General features: G+C 71.2%; 16 protein-coding genes. 15 read left to right on the top strand and 1 reads right to left on the bottom strand.

Features of this window, described 5'->3' with window-relative positions:
• The first annotated feature begins 17 nt into the window (after positions 1 to 17).
• From AC07EG_RS08580 to nusB, 3 genes are read left to right on the top strand one after another with little or no spacing between them, the layout of a single operon-like run.
• Complete coding sequence (locus AC07EG_RS08580; RefSeq protein WP_478252387.1) at positions 18 to 1,115, top strand: M24 family metallopeptidase; 1,098 nt, start codon at positions 18 to 20, stop codon at positions 1,113 to 1,115.
• A gap of 41 nt (positions 1,116 to 1,156) precedes the next feature.
• On the top strand, positions 1,157 to 1,720 hold the full coding sequence (gene efp / locus AC07EG_RS08575; RefSeq protein WP_478252386.1) for an elongation factor P: 564 nt from the start codon (positions 1,157 to 1,159) through the stop codon (positions 1,718 to 1,720).
• A complete protein-coding gene (gene nusB, locus AC07EG_RS08570) occupies positions 1,717 to 2,169 on the top strand; it encodes a transcription antitermination factor NusB (RefSeq protein WP_478252385.1) in 453 nt (150 codons plus the stop codon). Before efp ends, nusB begins: the two co-directional genes overlap by 4 nt.
• 107 nt (positions 2,170 to 2,276) lie before the next feature.
• Here the strand turns inward: nusB and bldD are convergent, their stop codons facing one another.
• Positions 2,277 to 2,765: a transcriptional regulator BldD gene (gene bldD, locus AC07EG_RS08565; protein ID WP_003096372.1), complete on the bottom strand. Its 489-nt coding sequence runs from the start codon at positions 2,763 to 2,765 to the stop codon at positions 2,277 to 2,279.
• Positions 2,766 to 3,022: 257 nt separating this feature from the next.
• On the opposite strand from bldD, the gene pyrR reads away from it, so the two are divergent.
• The 12 genes from pyrR to metK all read left to right on the top strand — a co-directional run bounded on the left by pyrR (position 3,023) and on the right by metK (position 15,559).
• Positions 3,023 to 3,640 carry a bifunctional pyr operon transcriptional regulator/uracil phosphoribosyltransferase PyrR gene (pyrR, locus tag AC07EG_RS08560; RefSeq protein WP_478252384.1) on the top strand — a complete coding sequence of 206 codons (618 nt, stop codon included), beginning with the start codon at positions 3,023 to 3,025 and terminating at the stop codon, positions 3,638 to 3,640.
• Entirely contained in the window at positions 3,637 to 4,575 is a 939-nt protein-coding gene (locus AC07EG_RS08555) for an aspartate carbamoyltransferase catalytic subunit (RefSeq protein WP_478252383.1), read from the top strand. Before pyrR ends, AC07EG_RS08555 begins: the two co-directional genes overlap by 4 nt.
• On the top strand, positions 4,572 to 5,864 hold the full coding sequence (locus tag AC07EG_RS08550) for a dihydroorotase (protein WP_478252382.1): 1,293 nt from the start codon (positions 4,572 to 4,574) through the stop codon (positions 5,862 to 5,864). The genes AC07EG_RS08555 and AC07EG_RS08550 overlap by 4 nt, the downstream gene beginning before the upstream one ends.
• Entirely contained in the window at positions 5,864 to 6,376 is a 513-nt protein-coding gene (locus tag AC07EG_RS08545; RefSeq protein ID WP_478252381.1) for a PH-like domain-containing protein, read from the top strand. The genes AC07EG_RS08550 and AC07EG_RS08545 overlap by 1 nt, the downstream gene beginning before the upstream one ends.
• Positions 6,373 to 7,497, top strand: coding sequence for a glutamine-hydrolyzing carbamoyl-phosphate synthase small subunit (gene carA, locus AC07EG_RS08540; protein WP_478252380.1), 1,125 nt, complete (start codon positions 6,373 to 6,375; stop codon positions 7,495 to 7,497). Before AC07EG_RS08545 ends, carA begins: the two co-directional genes overlap by 4 nt.
• Positions 7,497 to 10,811 carry a carbamoyl-phosphate synthase large subunit gene (gene carB / locus AC07EG_RS08535; protein ID WP_478252379.1) on the top strand — a complete coding sequence of 1,105 codons (3,315 nt, stop codon included), beginning with the start codon at positions 7,497 to 7,499 and terminating at the stop codon, positions 10,809 to 10,811. Before carA ends, carB begins: the two co-directional genes overlap by 1 nt.
• Positions 10,808 to 11,635: an orotidine-5'-phosphate decarboxylase gene (pyrF, locus tag AC07EG_RS08530; protein ID WP_478252378.1), complete on the top strand. Its 828-nt coding sequence runs from the start codon at positions 10,808 to 10,810 to the stop codon at positions 11,633 to 11,635. Before carB ends, pyrF begins: the two co-directional genes overlap by 4 nt.
• A gap of 181 nt (positions 11,636 to 11,816) precedes the next feature.
• Entirely contained in the window at positions 11,817 to 12,134 is a 318-nt protein-coding gene (gene mihF, locus AC07EG_RS08525; RefSeq protein WP_113691187.1) for an integration host factor, actinobacterial type, read from the top strand.
• Positions 12,135 to 12,175: 41 nt separating this feature from the next.
• Complete coding sequence (gene gmk / locus AC07EG_RS08520) at positions 12,176 to 12,733, top strand: guanylate kinase (RefSeq protein WP_478252377.1); 558 nt, start codon at positions 12,176 to 12,178, stop codon at positions 12,731 to 12,733.
• Between the two features lie 35 nt (positions 12,734 to 12,768).
• Positions 12,769 to 13,041, top strand: a complete 273-nt coding sequence (rpoZ, locus tag AC07EG_RS08515; RefSeq protein ID WP_113691188.1) for a DNA-directed RNA polymerase subunit omega — start codon at positions 12,769 to 12,771, stop codon at positions 13,039 to 13,041.
• The gene (coaBC, locus tag AC07EG_RS08510) at positions 13,038 to 14,288 is read left to right on the top strand and encodes a bifunctional phosphopantothenoylcysteine decarboxylase/phosphopantothenate--cysteine ligase CoaBC (protein WP_478252376.1); all 1,251 of its coding nucleotides are present in this window, start codon (positions 13,038 to 13,040) and stop codon (positions 14,286 to 14,288) included. Before rpoZ ends, coaBC begins: the two co-directional genes overlap by 4 nt.
• A gap of 68 nt (positions 14,289 to 14,356) precedes the next feature.
• Entirely contained in the window at positions 14,357 to 15,559 is a 1,203-nt protein-coding gene (gene metK, locus AC07EG_RS08505; RefSeq protein WP_478252375.1) for a methionine adenosyltransferase, read from the top strand.
• The last annotated feature ends 32 nt before the right edge of the window (positions 15,560 to 15,591 follow it).

The following is a 15,591-nucleotide window of genomic DNA, read 5'->3' as shown; positions in this document are numbered from 1 at the left end:
TGTCATAAACTGACCCGGTGCCCGAAACCCACGCCGCTCGCCGCGCCGCGCTCCGCTCCCTGATCCGGGACACCGGGCTCGACGCGCTCCTGGTCACCGACCTGCTCAACATCCGCTACCTCACCGGGTTCACCGGGTCGAACGCGGCGCTGCTGGTGCACGCCGAAGCCGAGGCCCGCACGCTGTTCTGCACCGACGGCCGGTACACCACCCAGTCCGAGGCCCAGGTGCCCGACCTGGAGCGCGTGCTCGACCGCGCCAGCGCCGCCGCGCTCGCCCGGCACGCCGCGGCGAACCGGGCCGACTACGGCCGCACCGGGTTCGAGAGCCAGCACGTGAACGTGGAGCAGTACGAGTCGCTCAAGTCGATCGCCGAGGGCGTGGAGCTGCACCGGGCACCGAACCAGGTCGAACGGCTTCGACTGGTCAAGGACCAGGCCGAGGTCGAGGCGCTGCGCATGGCCTGCGCCGCCGCCGACCGCGCGCTGACCGACCTGGTCGAACAGGGGGACCTGCGGGCGGGCCGGACCGAGCGCGAGGTCGCCCGCGCGCTGGAGAACCGCATGCTCGACCACGGCTCGGCGGGCGCGTCCTTCGAGTCGATCGTCGCCTCCGGCGCGAACTCGGCCATCCCGCACCACCGGCCCACCGACAAGCCGCTGGCCGAGTGCGACTTCGTCAAACTGGACTTCGGCGCGATCATCGACGGCTACCACTCCGACATGACCCGCACGCTGGTGCTCGGCGAGCCCGCCGACTGGCAGCGCGAGCTGTACGAGCTGGTGCACCGCGCGCAGGCCGCCGGGCTGGCCGCGGTGCTGCCCGGCGCCGAGGTCGCCGCGGTGGACAAGGCCGCCCGCGAGGTGATCGAACAGGCCGGGCACGGCGAGCGGTTCTCACACGGGCTCGGCCACGGCGTCGGCCTCGAGGTGCACGAGGCACCCAGCCTGGCCACCACGGGGGTCGGTACACTGTCCGCCGGTATGGCGGTCACCGTCGAGCCAGGTGTGTACCTCGCCGGCCGCGGTGGCGTGCGCATCGAGGACACGCTGATCGTCCGTGACGGCACGGGGGAGGTCCTCACCCTGAGCACCAAGGAACTCGTGGTCGTCTAGCACACGGCCCGCTTCGAGCAGACACAGGAGATCCCAGACCCGTGGCCACCACCAACGACCTGAAGAACGGCATGGTCCTCAACCTCGACGGACAGCTGTGGTCGGTCGTGAACTTCCAGCACGTCAAGCCGGGCAAGGGCGGCGCGTTCGTGCGCACCACGCTCAAGCACGTCCTGAGCGGCAAGGTCGTGGACAAGACGTTCAACGCCGGCACCAAGGTCGAGACCGCGACGGTGGACCGCCGCACGATGACCTACCTGTACAACGACGGCAGCGACTTCGTCTTCATGGACGGCGACACCTACGACCAGATCAACGTGGCGCGCGAGGTGGTCGGCGACGGCGCGAACTACCTGCTCGAGAACACCGAGGTGCAGGTGGCCATCCACGAGAGCACCCCGCTCTACGTGGAACTGCCCACCTCGGTCGAGCTGGTCGTCCAGCACACCGACCCCGGCCTGCAGGGCGACCGCTCCACCGGCGGCACCAAGCCGGCCACGCTGGAGACCGGCGCCGAGATCCAGGTGCCGCTGTTCCTGACCACCGGCGAGAAGGTCAAGGTCGACACCCGCGACGGGCGCTACCTCGGCCGGGTTTCGAGTTGAGTTCAACCGGTTCGCCCAAGCGCGGCGGCCCGATCGGCCGCCGGGCTTCGCGCAAACGCGCCGTCGAGATGCTGTACGAGGCCGCGCAGCGGGACTCCGACGCGGTGACCCTGCTCGCCGGTCGCGTGGGGTCGACCGAGGTGGACCCGATCAGCGACTACACCGTTTCCCTGGTCGAGGGCGTCACCGCGCGGCGTGAGCAGATCGACGAGCTGCTCGCCGAGCACGCGCAGGGCTGGTCGCTGGACCGCATGCCGCCGGTCGACCTGGCGGTACTGCGGGTCGGGGTCTACGAACTGCTGTGGGCCGCCGACGTACCCGATCCGGTGGCCATCGACGAGGCCGTCGGCATCGCCAAGGAGCTGTCGACGGACGACTCGCCGCGGTTCGTCAACGGCGTGCTCGGCCGGATCGGCACCATCGCCGACCGCCTGCGCGCGGTGCTGTAGCACCGCCGGACACCTGCCCGAGCACACCGAAGGGGCCTCCCCACCGGAACCAGCTGGTTCGCCGGGAAGGCCCCTTCGGGCTGTGCGGCCGGGCCGGCCGGCACGGCTCAGTCCTCTTTGGATGGCCGTGCTTCCGGGGGCAGCACTCCCCAGTCGATCAACTGCTCCGTCAGCTCCCCGGGCGTCATGTCGTAGATGATCGCGAGCGAGCGGAGGTCCTCGGTGCGGATGGAGAGCACCTTGCCGTTGTAGTCCCCGCGCTGGCTCTGGATGGTCGCGGCGTACCGCGCCAGCGGCCCGACCTTCTCGGCGGGCAACTGCTGGAGCCGCTCCAGGTTGATCACGATCTTCGTGGCCGGCTCCGCCCCAGACGGAACGCGGCCCTCGGGCAGCAGCTCGACCACCGGCACCCCGTAGAAGTCCGCCAGCTCGGCGAGCTTCTGCACGGTCACGGCCCGGTCGCCGCGCTCGTACGAACCCACGACGACCGCCTTCCAGCGTCCGCCGGACTTCTGCTCGACCCCGTGCAGGGACAGGCCCTGCTGCTGGCGGATCCCGCGGAGCTTCGCCCCGAGCGCCTTGGCGTAATCGCCCATCTGGTGGTTCTCCGTTTCGTCGTCCCCGCCCGGCCGAGTAGCCGGAGGGGCACTTCTTGAGTCGAATACTCAGAGTAATGGTTACGCGTTGTCGTCACCAGGTCAAGCAGATCATTGCGCGAGGGTGGTGCGAATGGGGCACACCACCCGTAAGGCTGAGCGCCGATCCTGTTACCCTGTGCACGATTTCCTGCATCGACCTGGGAAATCGACGTCCTTTAACGACCCGTCCCGTGAGGCGGGGAAGGAGGTCCACCGTGACATCGCGTCCGCGCGGTGTGACGGATCCGGCCGGTGAGCGCGAGCTCCTGTCGGCCGGAGACGTCGCACGCACCATCGCTCGAATGGCTCATCAGGTCATCGAGAAGACCGCACTCGGTGCGGGCCACTCGGCCCCGCCCGTGTTGCTGGGCATCCCCACGCGGGGCACCCCGCTCGCCGCCCGGCTCGCCGAGCGCGTGATCGAGTTCTCCGGGGTCGACGTGCCGATCGGCGCGCTCGACGTCACCCTCTACCGCGACGACCTCCGCCGCCGCCCGACCCGCCCGCTGGAGCAGACGCAGCTGCCCGGCACCGGGATCGACGACCGCGTGGTGGTGCTCGTCGACGACGTGCTGTTCTCCGGCCGCACCATCCGGGCCGCCCTCGACGCCCTGCGCGACCACGGCCGCCCGCGGGCGGTCCAGCTGGCTGTCCTGGTCGACCGCGGCCACCGCGAGCTGCCGATCCGCGCCGACTACGTGGGCAAGAACGTGCCGACCTCGCGCACCGAGGAGGTCGCCGTGCTGCTGTCCGAAGTAGACGAGCGCGATGCGGTCCTGCTGCGCGGCGGTCCGGTCGAACCGGGTGGACCGGCTCAGGAAGGGAAATCGTGAAGCACCTGCTCGCCACCGACGGGCTGGATCCGGACCTGGCGAAGTCCATCCTGGACACCGCCGGCGAACTCAAGCGCACGCTGCTCGGGCGTGAGGTGCGCAAGCTGCCCACGCTGCGCGGGCGCACCGTGCTCACCCTGTTCTACGAGAACTCCACCCGCACCAGGGTCTCCTTCGAGATCGCGGGCAAGTGGATGAGCGCCGACGTGGTGAACGTCTCGGCGGGCGGCTCCTCGGTGGGCAAGGGCGAGTCGCTGCGGGACACCGCGCTGACCCTGTCCGCGGCCGGGGCCGACTGCGTGATCATCCGCCACCCCGCCTCCGGCGCCGCCCACCGCCTGGCCGGCTGGCTCGGCGAGACCGGCACGAAGGTGGTCAACGCGGGCGACGGCACGCACGAGCACCCGACGCAGGCGCTGCTCGACGCGGCCACCCTGCGGGACCGGCTCGGCTCGCTGGACGGCCGCCGCGTCGCGATCGTGGGTGACGTCGTGCACAGCCGGGTCGCCCGGTCCAACGTGCACCTGCTCGCCGCGCTCGGCGCCGAGGTGGTGCTCGTCGCACCACCCACCCTGCTGCCCGTCGGCGTGGAAAGCTGGCCGGTGACGGTGTCGCACCACCTGGACGCGGAACTGCCCGCGGCGGACGCGGTGATGATGCTGCGGGTCCAGGCCGAGCGCATGCACGGCGGGTTCTTCCCGTCCGCGCGGGAGTACTCGATCGCCTACGGGCTGAACGAGCGGCGGCTCGCGCTGCTCGCCGACCACGCGGTCGTCCTGCACCCGGGGCCGATGCTGCGCGGCATGGAGATCGCCTCGGCGGTCGCCGACTCGCCGGCTTCGGCGATCACCGAGCAGGTGCGCAACGGGGTGCACGTCCGCATGGCCGTGCTGTACCACCTGCTCGCGGGTGAGGAAGAAGGAGTCGCCGCATGACCACCGAGATCCTGCTCAAGGGTGTCCGGCTCTACGGCGAGGGCGATCCGGTCGACGTGCTGATCGCCGACGGCGAGATCGCCGGCATCGGTGCACCCGGTGCGACCGAAGCCGCCGAGGTGGTCGAAGCCGCCGGTCAGGTGCTGCTGCCCGGCTTCGTCGACCTGCACACCCACCTGCGTGAACCCGGCCGCGAGGACACCGAGACCATCGCCACCGGCTCGGCCGCCGCCGCGCTCGGCGGGTACACCGCGGTCTTCGCCATGGCCAACACCGACCCGGTCGCCGACAACGCGGTCGTGGTCGAGCACGTGTGGCGCCTCGGCCGGGCCGCCGGGCTGGTCGACGTGCACCCGGTCGGCGCGGTGACCGTCGGGCTCGCCGGGGAGAAGCTGGCCGAACTGGGCACGATGGCCGCCTCGGCCGCCGGCGTGCGGGTGTTCTCCGACGACGGCAAGTGCGTGCACGACCCGCTGCTGATGCGCCGCGCGCTGGAGTACTCGATCGCGCTCGACGCGGTGATCGCCCAGCACGCCGAGGAACCCCGGCTGACCGTCGGCGCCCAGGCCCACGAAGGTGAGCAGGCCGCCCGCCTGGGTTACCCCGGCTGGCCCGCCGCCGCGGAGGAGTCCATCGTGGCCAGGGACTGCCTGCTCGCCCAGCACGCCGGGGCCCGGCTGCACATCTGCCACGTGTCCACCGCGGGCACCGCCGACGTGCTGGCCTGGGCGAAGGCGCGCGGCACCCGGGTCAGCGCCGAGGTCACCCCGCACCACCTGCTGCTCACCGACGAGCGGTTGAGCGGGTACGACCCGGTCAACAAGGTGAACCCGCCGCTGCGCACCGGCGCCGACGCCGAGCGGCTGCGCCGCGCGCTGGCCGACGGGGTCATCGACTGCGTCGCCACCGACCACGCGCCGCACGCCGTGCAGGACAAGGACTGCGAATGGGCCGCGGCCAAGCCCGGCATGCTCGGCCTGCAGACCGCGCTGTCCATCGTCACCGAGACCATGGTCCGGTCCGGCCTGCTCGACTGGCGCGGCGTGGCCAGGGTGATGAGCGAGCGGCCGGCCGAGATCGCCGGGCTGCCCGACCACGGCCGCCCGCTGGCCGTCGGCGAGCCTGCCAACCTGACCCTGGTCGACCCGGACGCCGAGTGGACCGTGCGCGGCGCCGAGCTGGCGAGCATCGCGTCGAACACCCCGTACGAGGGCATGCGGCTGCCGGGCGCGGTCACCGCGACCCTGCTGCGCGGGCGGTTTACCGTGCGAGAAGGGAAACTGGCCTGATGGAGCGTTTTCTGCTGACCCTGCTGGTCGCGGCCTTCTTCGCGCTGTGCCTCTGCGGCATGTGGCTGGGCTGGCGCCGCAAGGCGCGATCCCAGAGCGCACGCGTGGCGCCGTTCCCCGAACCGCCGGTCGAACCGGGTGAACCGCGGCTGACCGCCGACGGGTTGTACGTGAGCACCACCATCGCCGGGCGCTGGCAGGAGCGCATCGTCACCCGCGGCGCGGGGATGCGCGGGTACGCGACGCTGCGGCTCTACGACGAGGGCGTGGAGGTCGACCGCGGGCGCGCGCCCGGGTTCTGGATCCCGCGCGCCTCGATCACCGGGGTCCGCACGGACAGGGGCATGGCCGGGAAGGTGATGGGCACCGACAGCCTGCTGGTGCTCACCTGGCGCCTCGGCGACGAGCAGCTGGACACCGGGTTCCGCGGGGACGACCTGGCGGTCTACCCGCGGTGGCTCGAAGAACTCGGCAAGAACGGTACGGAGATCAAGGGAAGTGCCTCGACATGACGAATAGCCGGACGCCTGCCGCACTGGTCCTGGAGGACGGCCGGGTCTTCCGCGGCACCGCCTACGGAGCCGAGGGGCGCACCCTCGGCGAGGCCGTGTTCTGCACCGGGATGACCGGGTACCAGGAAACGCTGACCGACCCCTCCTACCACCGCCAGATCGTGGTGCAGACCGCACCGCAGATCGGCAACACCGGGTGGAACGACGAGGACGACGAGTCCAAGCGCATCTGGGTCTCGGGTTACGTGGTCCGCGACCCCGCCCGCACCCCGTCCAACTGGCGCTCCACCCGCTCGCTCGACGACGCGCTCGGCGAGCAGGGCGTGGTCGGCATCGCCGGGGTGGACACCCGCACGCTCACCCGCCACCTGCGTGAACAGGGCGCGATGCGCTCCGGGGTGTTCTCCGGGGACGCCCTGGGCACCGACGACGAGATGCTCGGCGAGGTGCTGGCCAGCCCGCCGATGAAGGGCGCCGACCTGGCCGGTGAGGTCACCACGGCCGAACCGTACGTGGTGCCCGCGGTGGGCGAGCGCCGCTTCCGGGTCGCCGCGCTGGACCTCGGCATCAAGTCGAACACCCCGCGCCAGATGACCGCGCGCGGCATCGAGGTGCACGTGCTGCCCTCGTCCAGCTCGCTGGACCGGCTGCTGGAGGTCGAGCCCGACGGCATCTTCCTGTCCAACGGACCCGGCGACCCGGCCACCACCGAGCACGCCACCGCACTGACCCGCGCGGCGCTGGAACGGCGCATCCCGCTGTTCGGCATCTGCTTCGGCAACCAGATCCTCGGCCGCGCGCTGGGGCTGGGCACCTACAAGATGCGCTACGGGCACCGCGGCATCAACATCCCGGTGATCGATGTGGCCACCGGCCGGGTGGCGATCACCGCGCAGAACCACGGCTTCGCCCTGGAGGGCGAGCCCGGCCAGCGGTTCGACTCGCCGTTCGGCGCCGCGACGATCAGCCACTACTGCCCGAACGACAACACGGTCGAGGGCGTGCGCGCCGAGGACGTGCCCGCGTTCTCCGTGCAGTACCACCCCGAAGCCGCCGCCGGCCCGCACGACGCCGCCCCCCTCTTCGACGAGTTCGTCAGCCTGATGGAGACAGCCAAGTAATGCCGAAACGCACAGACATCGAGCACGTGCTCGTCATCGGTTCCGGCCCGATCGTGATCGGGCAGGCCGCCGAATTCGACTACTCCGGCACCCAGGCCTGCCGCGTGCTGCGCGCCGAGGGCCTGCGGGTCAGCCTGGTGAACTCCAACCCGGCCACGATCATGACCGACCCGGAGTTCGCCGACTCGACCTACATCGAGCCGGTCACCCCGGACTTCGTCGAGAAGGTCATCGCGACCGAACGCCCGCAGGCGCTGCTGGCCACGCTCGGCGGGCAGACCGCGCTGAACTGCGCGGTCGCCCTGCACGAACGCGGCGTGCTGGAGAAGTACGGCGTCGAACTGATCGGCGCCGACATCGACGCCATCCAGCGCGGTGAGGACCGGCAGAAGTTCAAGGACATCGTGCGCCAGGTCGGCGCCGACGTGCCGCGCAGCGCGGTGTGCCATTCGATGGAGGAAGTCCGCGAGACGGTCGAGGAGCTCGGCCTGCCGGTGGTCATCCGCCCGTCGTTCACCATGGGCGGGCTCGGCTCCGGCATGGCGCACACCCCGGAGGACCTGGAGCGGCTGGCTTCGGTCGGGCTGGAGGAGAGCCCGGTCACCGAGGTGCTGATCGAGGAGAGCGTGCTCGGGTGGAAGGAGTACGAACTCGAGCTGATGCGCGACCGCCACGACAACGTGGTGGTCATCTGCTCGATCGAGAACGTCGACGCGATGGGCGTGCACACCGGTGACTCGGTCACCGTGGCGCCGGCGATGACCCTGACCGACCGCGAGTACCAGCACATGCGCGACGTCGGCATCGACGTGCTGCGCGCGGTCGGGGTGGACACCGGCGGCTGCAACATCCAGTTCGCGATCAACCCGCGCGACGGCCGCATGGTGGTCATCGAGATGAACCCGCGGGTGTCGCGGTCGAGCGCGCTGGCCTCGAAGGCGACCGGGTTCCCGATCGCCAAGATCGCCGCGAAGCTGGCCATCGGCTACACCCTCGACGAGATCCGCAACGACATCACCGGTGAGACCCCCGCCTCGTTCGAGCCCTCGCTCGACTACGTGGTGGTGAAGGTGCCGCGGTTCGCCTTCGAGAAGTTCCCCGGCGCGGACCCGTCGCTGACCACCACGATGAAGAGCGTCGGCGAGGCCATGTCCATGGGCCGCAGCTTCCCGGAGGCGCTGGGCAAGGCGCTGCGCTCGATCGACACCAAGGCGGCCGGCTTCTGGACCACGCCCGATCCCGAGGGCGCCACGCTGGAGTCCACGCTGGAGGCGCTGCGCACCCCGCACGACGGCCGCCTGTACGCGGTGGAGCGGGCGCTGCGCCTGGGTGCCACGGTCGAGCAGGTGCACGAGGCCAGCGGGATCGACCCGTGGTTCATCGACCAGATCGCGCTGATCGGCGAGGTGGGCGAGGAGATCTCGACCGCGCCGGTGCTCGACGGTGAACTGCTGCGCCGCGGCAAGCGGACCGGGCTGTCCGACCGCCAGATCGCCGCGCTGCGCCCGGAGCTGGCCGGCGAGGACGGCGTGCGGGCCCTGCGGCACCGCCTCGGCGTGCGCCCGGTGTTCAAGACGGTGGACACCTGCGCCGCCGAGTTCGCCGCGAAGACCCCGTACCACTACTCGGCCTACGAGACCGATCCCGCCGCGGAGTCGGAGGTGGCGCCGCAGCCGGACAAGCCGAAGGTGCTCATCCTCGGCTCCGGGCCGAACCGGATCGGGCAGGGCATCGAGTTCGACTACTCCTGCGTGCACGCCGCGCTCGCCCTGCGCGAGGCCGGGTTCGAAGCGGTGATGGTCAACTGCAACCCGGAGACCGTGTCCACCGACTACGACACGTCCGACCGGCTGTACTTCGAGCCGCTGTCGTTCGAGGACGTGCTCGAGGTGGTGCACGCCGAACGCGAGTCCGGCACGGTGGCCGGCGTGATCGTGCAGCTGGGTGGGCAGACCCCGCTCGCGCTCGCGCGCCGCCTCGCCGCGGCGGGCGTGCCGGTGGTCGGCACCTCACCGGAGGCCATCCACCTGGCCGAGGACCGCGGTGCCTTCGGCGAGGTGCTGCGGGCGGCGGGCCTGCCCGCCCCGCGCTACGGCACGGCGACCTCCTTCGAGGGCGCCAGGCGGATCGCCGACGAGATCGGCTACCCGGTGCTGGTGCGCCCGTCGTACGTGCTCGGCGGCCGCGGCATGGAGATCGTCTACGACGAGCAGTCGCTGGCCGGGTACATCCAGCGCGCCACCGAGGTCACCCCGGAGCACCCGGTGCTGGTCGACCGGTTCCTCGACGACGCCATCGAGATCGACGTGGACGCCCTGTTCGACGGCGAGGAGCTGTACCTGGGCGGCGTGATGGAGCACATCGAGGAGGCGGGCATCCACTCCGGTGACTCCTCCTGCGCGCTGCCGCCGATCACCCTCGGCCGCACCGACCTGGACACCGTGCGCCGGTCCACCGAGGCGATCGCGCGCGGCGTGGGCGTGCGCGGCCTGCTGAACGTGCAGTACGCGCTCAAGGACGACGTGCTCTACGTGCTCGAGGCCAATCCGCGGGCGTCGCGCACGGTGCCGTTCGTGTCCAAGGCGACCGCCGTGCCGCTGGCGAAGGCGGCGTCGCTGATCATGACCGGCTCGACGATCAAGGAGCTGCGGGCCTCCGGCGTGCTCCCGGCCGAGGGCGACGGCGGCGACCTGCCCGCCGATTCGCCGGTGTCGGTCAAGGAGGCCGTGCTGCCCTTCCACCGCTTCCGCACCCCGGAGGGGCACGGCGTGGATTCCTTGCTGGGCCCGGAAATGAAGTCCACCGGCGAGGTGATGGGCGTGGACGTCTCCTTCGGCAAGGCGTTCGCCAAGTCGCAGAGCGGTGCCTACGGCTCGCTGCCCACCTCCGGCAAGGTGTTCGTCTCGGTGGCCAACCGCGACAAGCGCTCGCTGGTCTTCCCGGTCAAGCGCCTGGCCGACCTCGGGTTCGAGATCCTGGCCACCTCCGGCACCGCGGAAGTGCTGCGCCGCAACGGAATCCAGTGCTCGGTGCTGCGCAAGCACTTCGAGGGCAGCACCGAGGGCGAGCCCAACGTGGTCGAGGTGATCCTCAGCGGCGGCGTGGACATGGTGATCAACACCCCGTACGGCAACAGCGGCCCGCGGGTGGACGGTTACGAGATCCGCACCGCCGCGGTTTCCCGCGACATCCCCTGCATCACCACGATCCAGGGCGCTGCCGCGGCCGTACACGGCATCGAGGCGCTCATCCGGGGTGATATCGGGGTGCGCTCGCTCCAGGAGCTCCAGGCGGCTCTCCGGGCCGCGAAATGATCATGGAACGGTTCGGGGCCCGGCTGAGCCGGGCGATCGCGGACCGCGGCTCGTTGTGCGCCGGGGTGGACCCCCACCCCGGCCTGCTGCGGGCGTGGGGCCTGTCCGAGGACGCGAACGGCCTGGAGCGCTTCGCGCTGACCGCCACCGAGGTCATCGCCGAGCACGTGGCCATCATCAAGCCCCAGTCGGCGTTCTTCGAGACCCACGGGTCGAAGGGCATCGCCGTGCTGGAGCGCGTGGTCGAGCTGGCGCGCGCGGCGGGCGCGCTCGTGCTGCTCGACGTCAAGCGCGGTGACATCGGCTCGACCATGGCCGCCTACACGGCGGCCTACCTGGCCGACGGGGCCCCGCTCGCCGCCGACGCCATCACCGTCTCGCCCTACCTCGGCTTCGGCTCGCTGGAAGCCGCGCTGACGGCCGCCGAAACCAGCGGGCGCGGGGTTTTTGTGCTCGCGCGCACGTCCAACCCCGAAAGCACCGGGCTGCAGGGCACGGTGACCGCCTCCGGCCGCACGGTGGCGCAGGAAATCGTCGACGCGGTGGCCGAGCGCAACGCGGGAGCCGCGCCGCTGGGCGACATCGGCGTCGTCGCCGGTGCCACCATCGGCCGCGGGGAGCTGGACCTGAATAGGCTGAACGGCCCAATCCTGGCGCCCGGTTTCGGCGCCCAGGGTGCCACCGCGGCGGATTTACGTGCTCTTTTCGGGGCGGGTTCTCCGGCCGTGCTGGCGTCCTCTTCCCGCGACATCCTGCGCTTCGGACCGGCTCCCGGCGCCCTGCGCGAGGCCGTGTTCCGGGTACGGGATTCGTTGCGGGACTGAACCTTCCGTGCTTGCCGCACGTTGTTCCCGGCGGATGGGGAAGTGGTCCGAACAGGCGTGCGGCACGCCGATACCACCACCCGCATCCCCAGGTGGAGGGCCACCCCCGCATTGTGGCAGGTATGGCAGGTGGGTACCGTCCCGAGGACGGCCGAATTATTGAGTAATACCGGAGGAAATCGTGGCACTTCCCCAGCTGACCGAGGAACAGCGTGCTGAGGCGCTGAAGAAGGCCGCTGCTGCCCGTCGCGCCCGCGCCGAGCTCAAGGAGCGGCTGAAGCGGGGTGGCACCACGCTGGTCGACGTGCTCAAGCAGGCGGACGAGGACGAGGTTCTCGGCAAGATGAAGGTTTCCGCTCTGCTGGAAGCCCTGCCCGGCGTCGGCAAGGTCCGCGCGCAGCAGACGATGGAGCGGCTCGAGATCGCTCCGAGCCGTCGCCTGCGTGGACTCGGTGACCGGCAGCGCAAGGCGCTGCTCGCCGAGTTCAGCGGCGAGTGAGCGGCGCGGAACACGGCGGCACCACAGCTGAGGGTGGGCCGGTGACGGGCAACCGGCACCGGCTCACCGTCGTATCCGGGCCGTCCGGGGTCGGCAAGTCCAGCGTGGTCACCGAGCTGCGCAAGCTGGACCCGGGGATCTTCTTCAGCGTTTCGGTGACCACCCGCCGCCCCCGCCCCGGCGAGGTGGACGGCGAGCACTACCACTTCATCGACCGCCCCGCGTTCGAGGCGATGGTGGCCAAGGGCGAACTGCTCGAACACGCCGAGTTCACCGGCAACTGCTACGGCACCCCGCGTGCCCCGGTGGAGCGGGCGCTGGCCGAGGGCAAGCAGGCGATCCTGGAGATCGAACTGCAGGGCGCCCGCCAGGTCCGCACGGCGATGCCGGAGTCCCGGCTGGTGATGCTGGTCCCGCCGTCGTGGGGGGTGCTGGTGGGCAGGCTGACCGGCCGCGGCACCGAGGCCGACGAAGCGGTCAAGGCCCGCCTGGCCGAAGCGGAGCGTGAGCTGGCCGCCGCCGGCGAGTTCGACGCGACCGTGGTCAACGACGACGTGAAGACCGCCGCGGCGGAGTTGTTAAGCTTGATGACGAGCTAGCTTGTTTTTTCCACAACCGTTCAGGAGTACTGCGCGTGACCATCACCCTGGGTGCACAGCACGAGGAACTCGAAGGCATCACCAACCCGCCCATCGACGACCTGCTCGAGAAGGTCAGCTCGAAGTACGCGCTGGTGATCTACTCGGCCAAGCGCGCCCGCCAGATCAACGACTACTACGCGCAGCTCGGTGAGGGCCTGCTGGAGTACGTCGGCCCGCTGGTCGAGCCGGGCCCCCGTGAGAAGCCGCTGTCGATCGCGCTGCGCGAGATCCACGCCGGCCTGCTCGAGCACACCGAAGGCGAATGAGCCAGGCCCCGGGGCGCAAGCCCCGGGTCGTTCTCGGGGTCGGCGGCGGCATCGCCGCCTACAAGGCGTGCGAGGTGCTGCGCGGGCTGACCGAGTCCGGGCACGACGTGCGCGTGGTGCCCACCGAAGCCGCGCTGAACTTCGTCGGCGCGGCCACGTTCGAGGCGCTGTCCGGCCACCCCGTGCACACCGGGGTGTTCTCCGACGTGCCCGGCGTGCAGCACGTCCGGATCGGCCACGAGGCGGACCTGGTGCTGGTGGTGCCCGCCACCGCGGACCTGCTGGCCAGGGCCGCCCACGGGCGCGCCGACGACCTGCTGACCGGCACGCTGCTGATGGCCCGCTGCCCGGTGGCGTTCTTCCCGGCCATGCACACCGAGATGTGGCACCACCCGGCCACGCGGGACAACGTGGCGCTGCTGCGGTCGCGCGGGCTGGTGGTCACCGAGCCGGACGCCGGCCGGTTGACCGGGACCGACAGCGGCAAGGGCAGGCTGGCCGACCCCCGTGAGATCGTCGACCTGGCGAAACTGCTGCTCGCCGCACCCGGTGCGCTGCCGCGCGACCTGGAGGGGCAACGCGTGGTGGTCTCCGCCGGTGGCACGCGCGAGCCGCTGGACCCGGTCCGCTACCTCGGCAACCGCTCGTCCGGAAAGCAGGGTTACGCGCTGGCGCGCGTGGCCGCCCAGCGCGGCGCCGAGGTGACCCTGGTCGCCGCGCACACCGTCGACCTGCCCGGTCCCGCCGGCGCGACGGTCCGCCACGTGTCCACGGCCGAGCAGCTCGCCGAAGCCGTGCGCGCGGAGGCCGCGCACGCCGACGTGGTGGTGATGGCCGCCGCGGTGGCCGACTTCCGCCCCGCGACCCGGGCCGAGCACAAGATCAAGAAAAGCGACGACGGCGGCGCGCCCACCGTCGAACTGGTGCGCAACCCGGACATCCTGGCCGGTTTGGTCGCCGACCGGCGCCCGGGCCAGGTGGTGGTCGGGTTCGCCGCCGAAACCGGGGACGAGGGCGGTGACGTGCTGCACCACGCCAGGGCCAAGCTCAAGCGCAAGGGCGCGGACCTGCTGGTGGTGAACGCGGTCGGCGACGGCAAGGCGTTCGAGGTCGAGGACAACGCCGGCTGGCTGCTGGACGCGGCGGGCGGCGAAACGCCTATCCCGTTCGGCTCGAAAGCGCAACTGGCGGCCGCGGTGTGGGACGCGGTTGCGGTCTTCCGCGGGAACCAGCAAGAACCAAGGTGATCGGGTACCGCCGCCCAGTACGCTAACGGGTGACCAGGGGCACCCTAGGAAAGGGAAGTGACGAGATCGTGAGTGCGTCGAACCGCAGGCTGTTCACTTCCGAGTCGGTGACCGAAGGGCATCCGGACAAGATCTGCGATGCGATCAGCGACTCGATCCTCGACGCCCTGCTGAGCAAGGACCCGCGCAGCCGGGTGGCGGTGGAGACGCTGATCACCACCGGGCAGGTGCACGTGGCCGGTGAGGTGACCACCGAGGCCTACGCCGACATCCCGACCATCGTCCGCGACGTGATCCTGCGGATCGGGTACGACTCCTCGGCCAAGGGCTTCGACGGCAACTCGTGCGGGGTCAACGTGGCGATCGGCGCGCAGTCGCCGGACATCGCGCAGGGCGTGGACACCGCGTACGAGTCGCGGCTGGAGAACGCCGCCGACGACATCGACCGCCAGGGCGCGGGCGACCAGGGCCTGATGTTCGGCTACGCCTGCTCGGACACCCCCGAGCTGATGCCGCTGCCGATCGCGCTGGCCCACCGGCTCTCGCAGCGGCTGACCGGCGTGCGCAACAACGGCGTGCTGCCGTACCTGCGCCCGGACGGCAAGACCCAGGTGACCATCGAGTACGCCGGTGACCAGCCGGTGCGGCTGGACACCGTGGTCGTGTCCACCCAGCACGCCGACGGCATCGACCTGGAGAAGATGCTCGGCGTCGACGTCAAGGAGCACGTGGTCGCGCCGGAGCTGGCCGACCTGGAGCTGGACACCTCCGACGTGCGCCTGCTGGTCAACCCGACCGGCCGGTTCGTCATCGGCGGGCCGATGGGTGACGCGGGGCTGACCGGCCGCAAGATCATCGTCGACACCTACGGCGGCATGGCCCGCCACGGTGGGGGCGCGTTCTCCGGGAAGGACCCGTCCAAGGTCGACCGGTCCGCGGCGTACGCGATGCGGTGGGTGGCCAAGAACGTGGTGGCCGCCGGGCTGGCTTCGCGGGTCGAGGTGCAGGTCGCCTACGCGATCGGCAAGGCTTCGCCGGTCGGGTTGTTCGTGGAGACCTTCGGCACCGAGACGGTGGACCCGTCGAAGATCCAGGCCGCCATCCGCGAGGTGTTCGACCTGCGTCCCGCCGCGATCATCCGGGACCTGGACCTGCTGCGCCCGATCTACGCGCCGACCGCGGCGTACGGGCACTTCGGCCGCCCCGAGCTGGAGCTGCCGTGGGAGAGCACCCAGCGCGCGGCGGACCTGCGCTCGATCGCCGGCGCCTGAGCAGCCGATCCGTCGAAGCCCTCGGCCCCGAA

The sequence above is a fragment of the Amycolatopsis sp. NPDC045836 genome (genome assembly GCF_056431745.1).
This window is presented reverse-complemented; position numbering and strand designations above follow the sequence as displayed.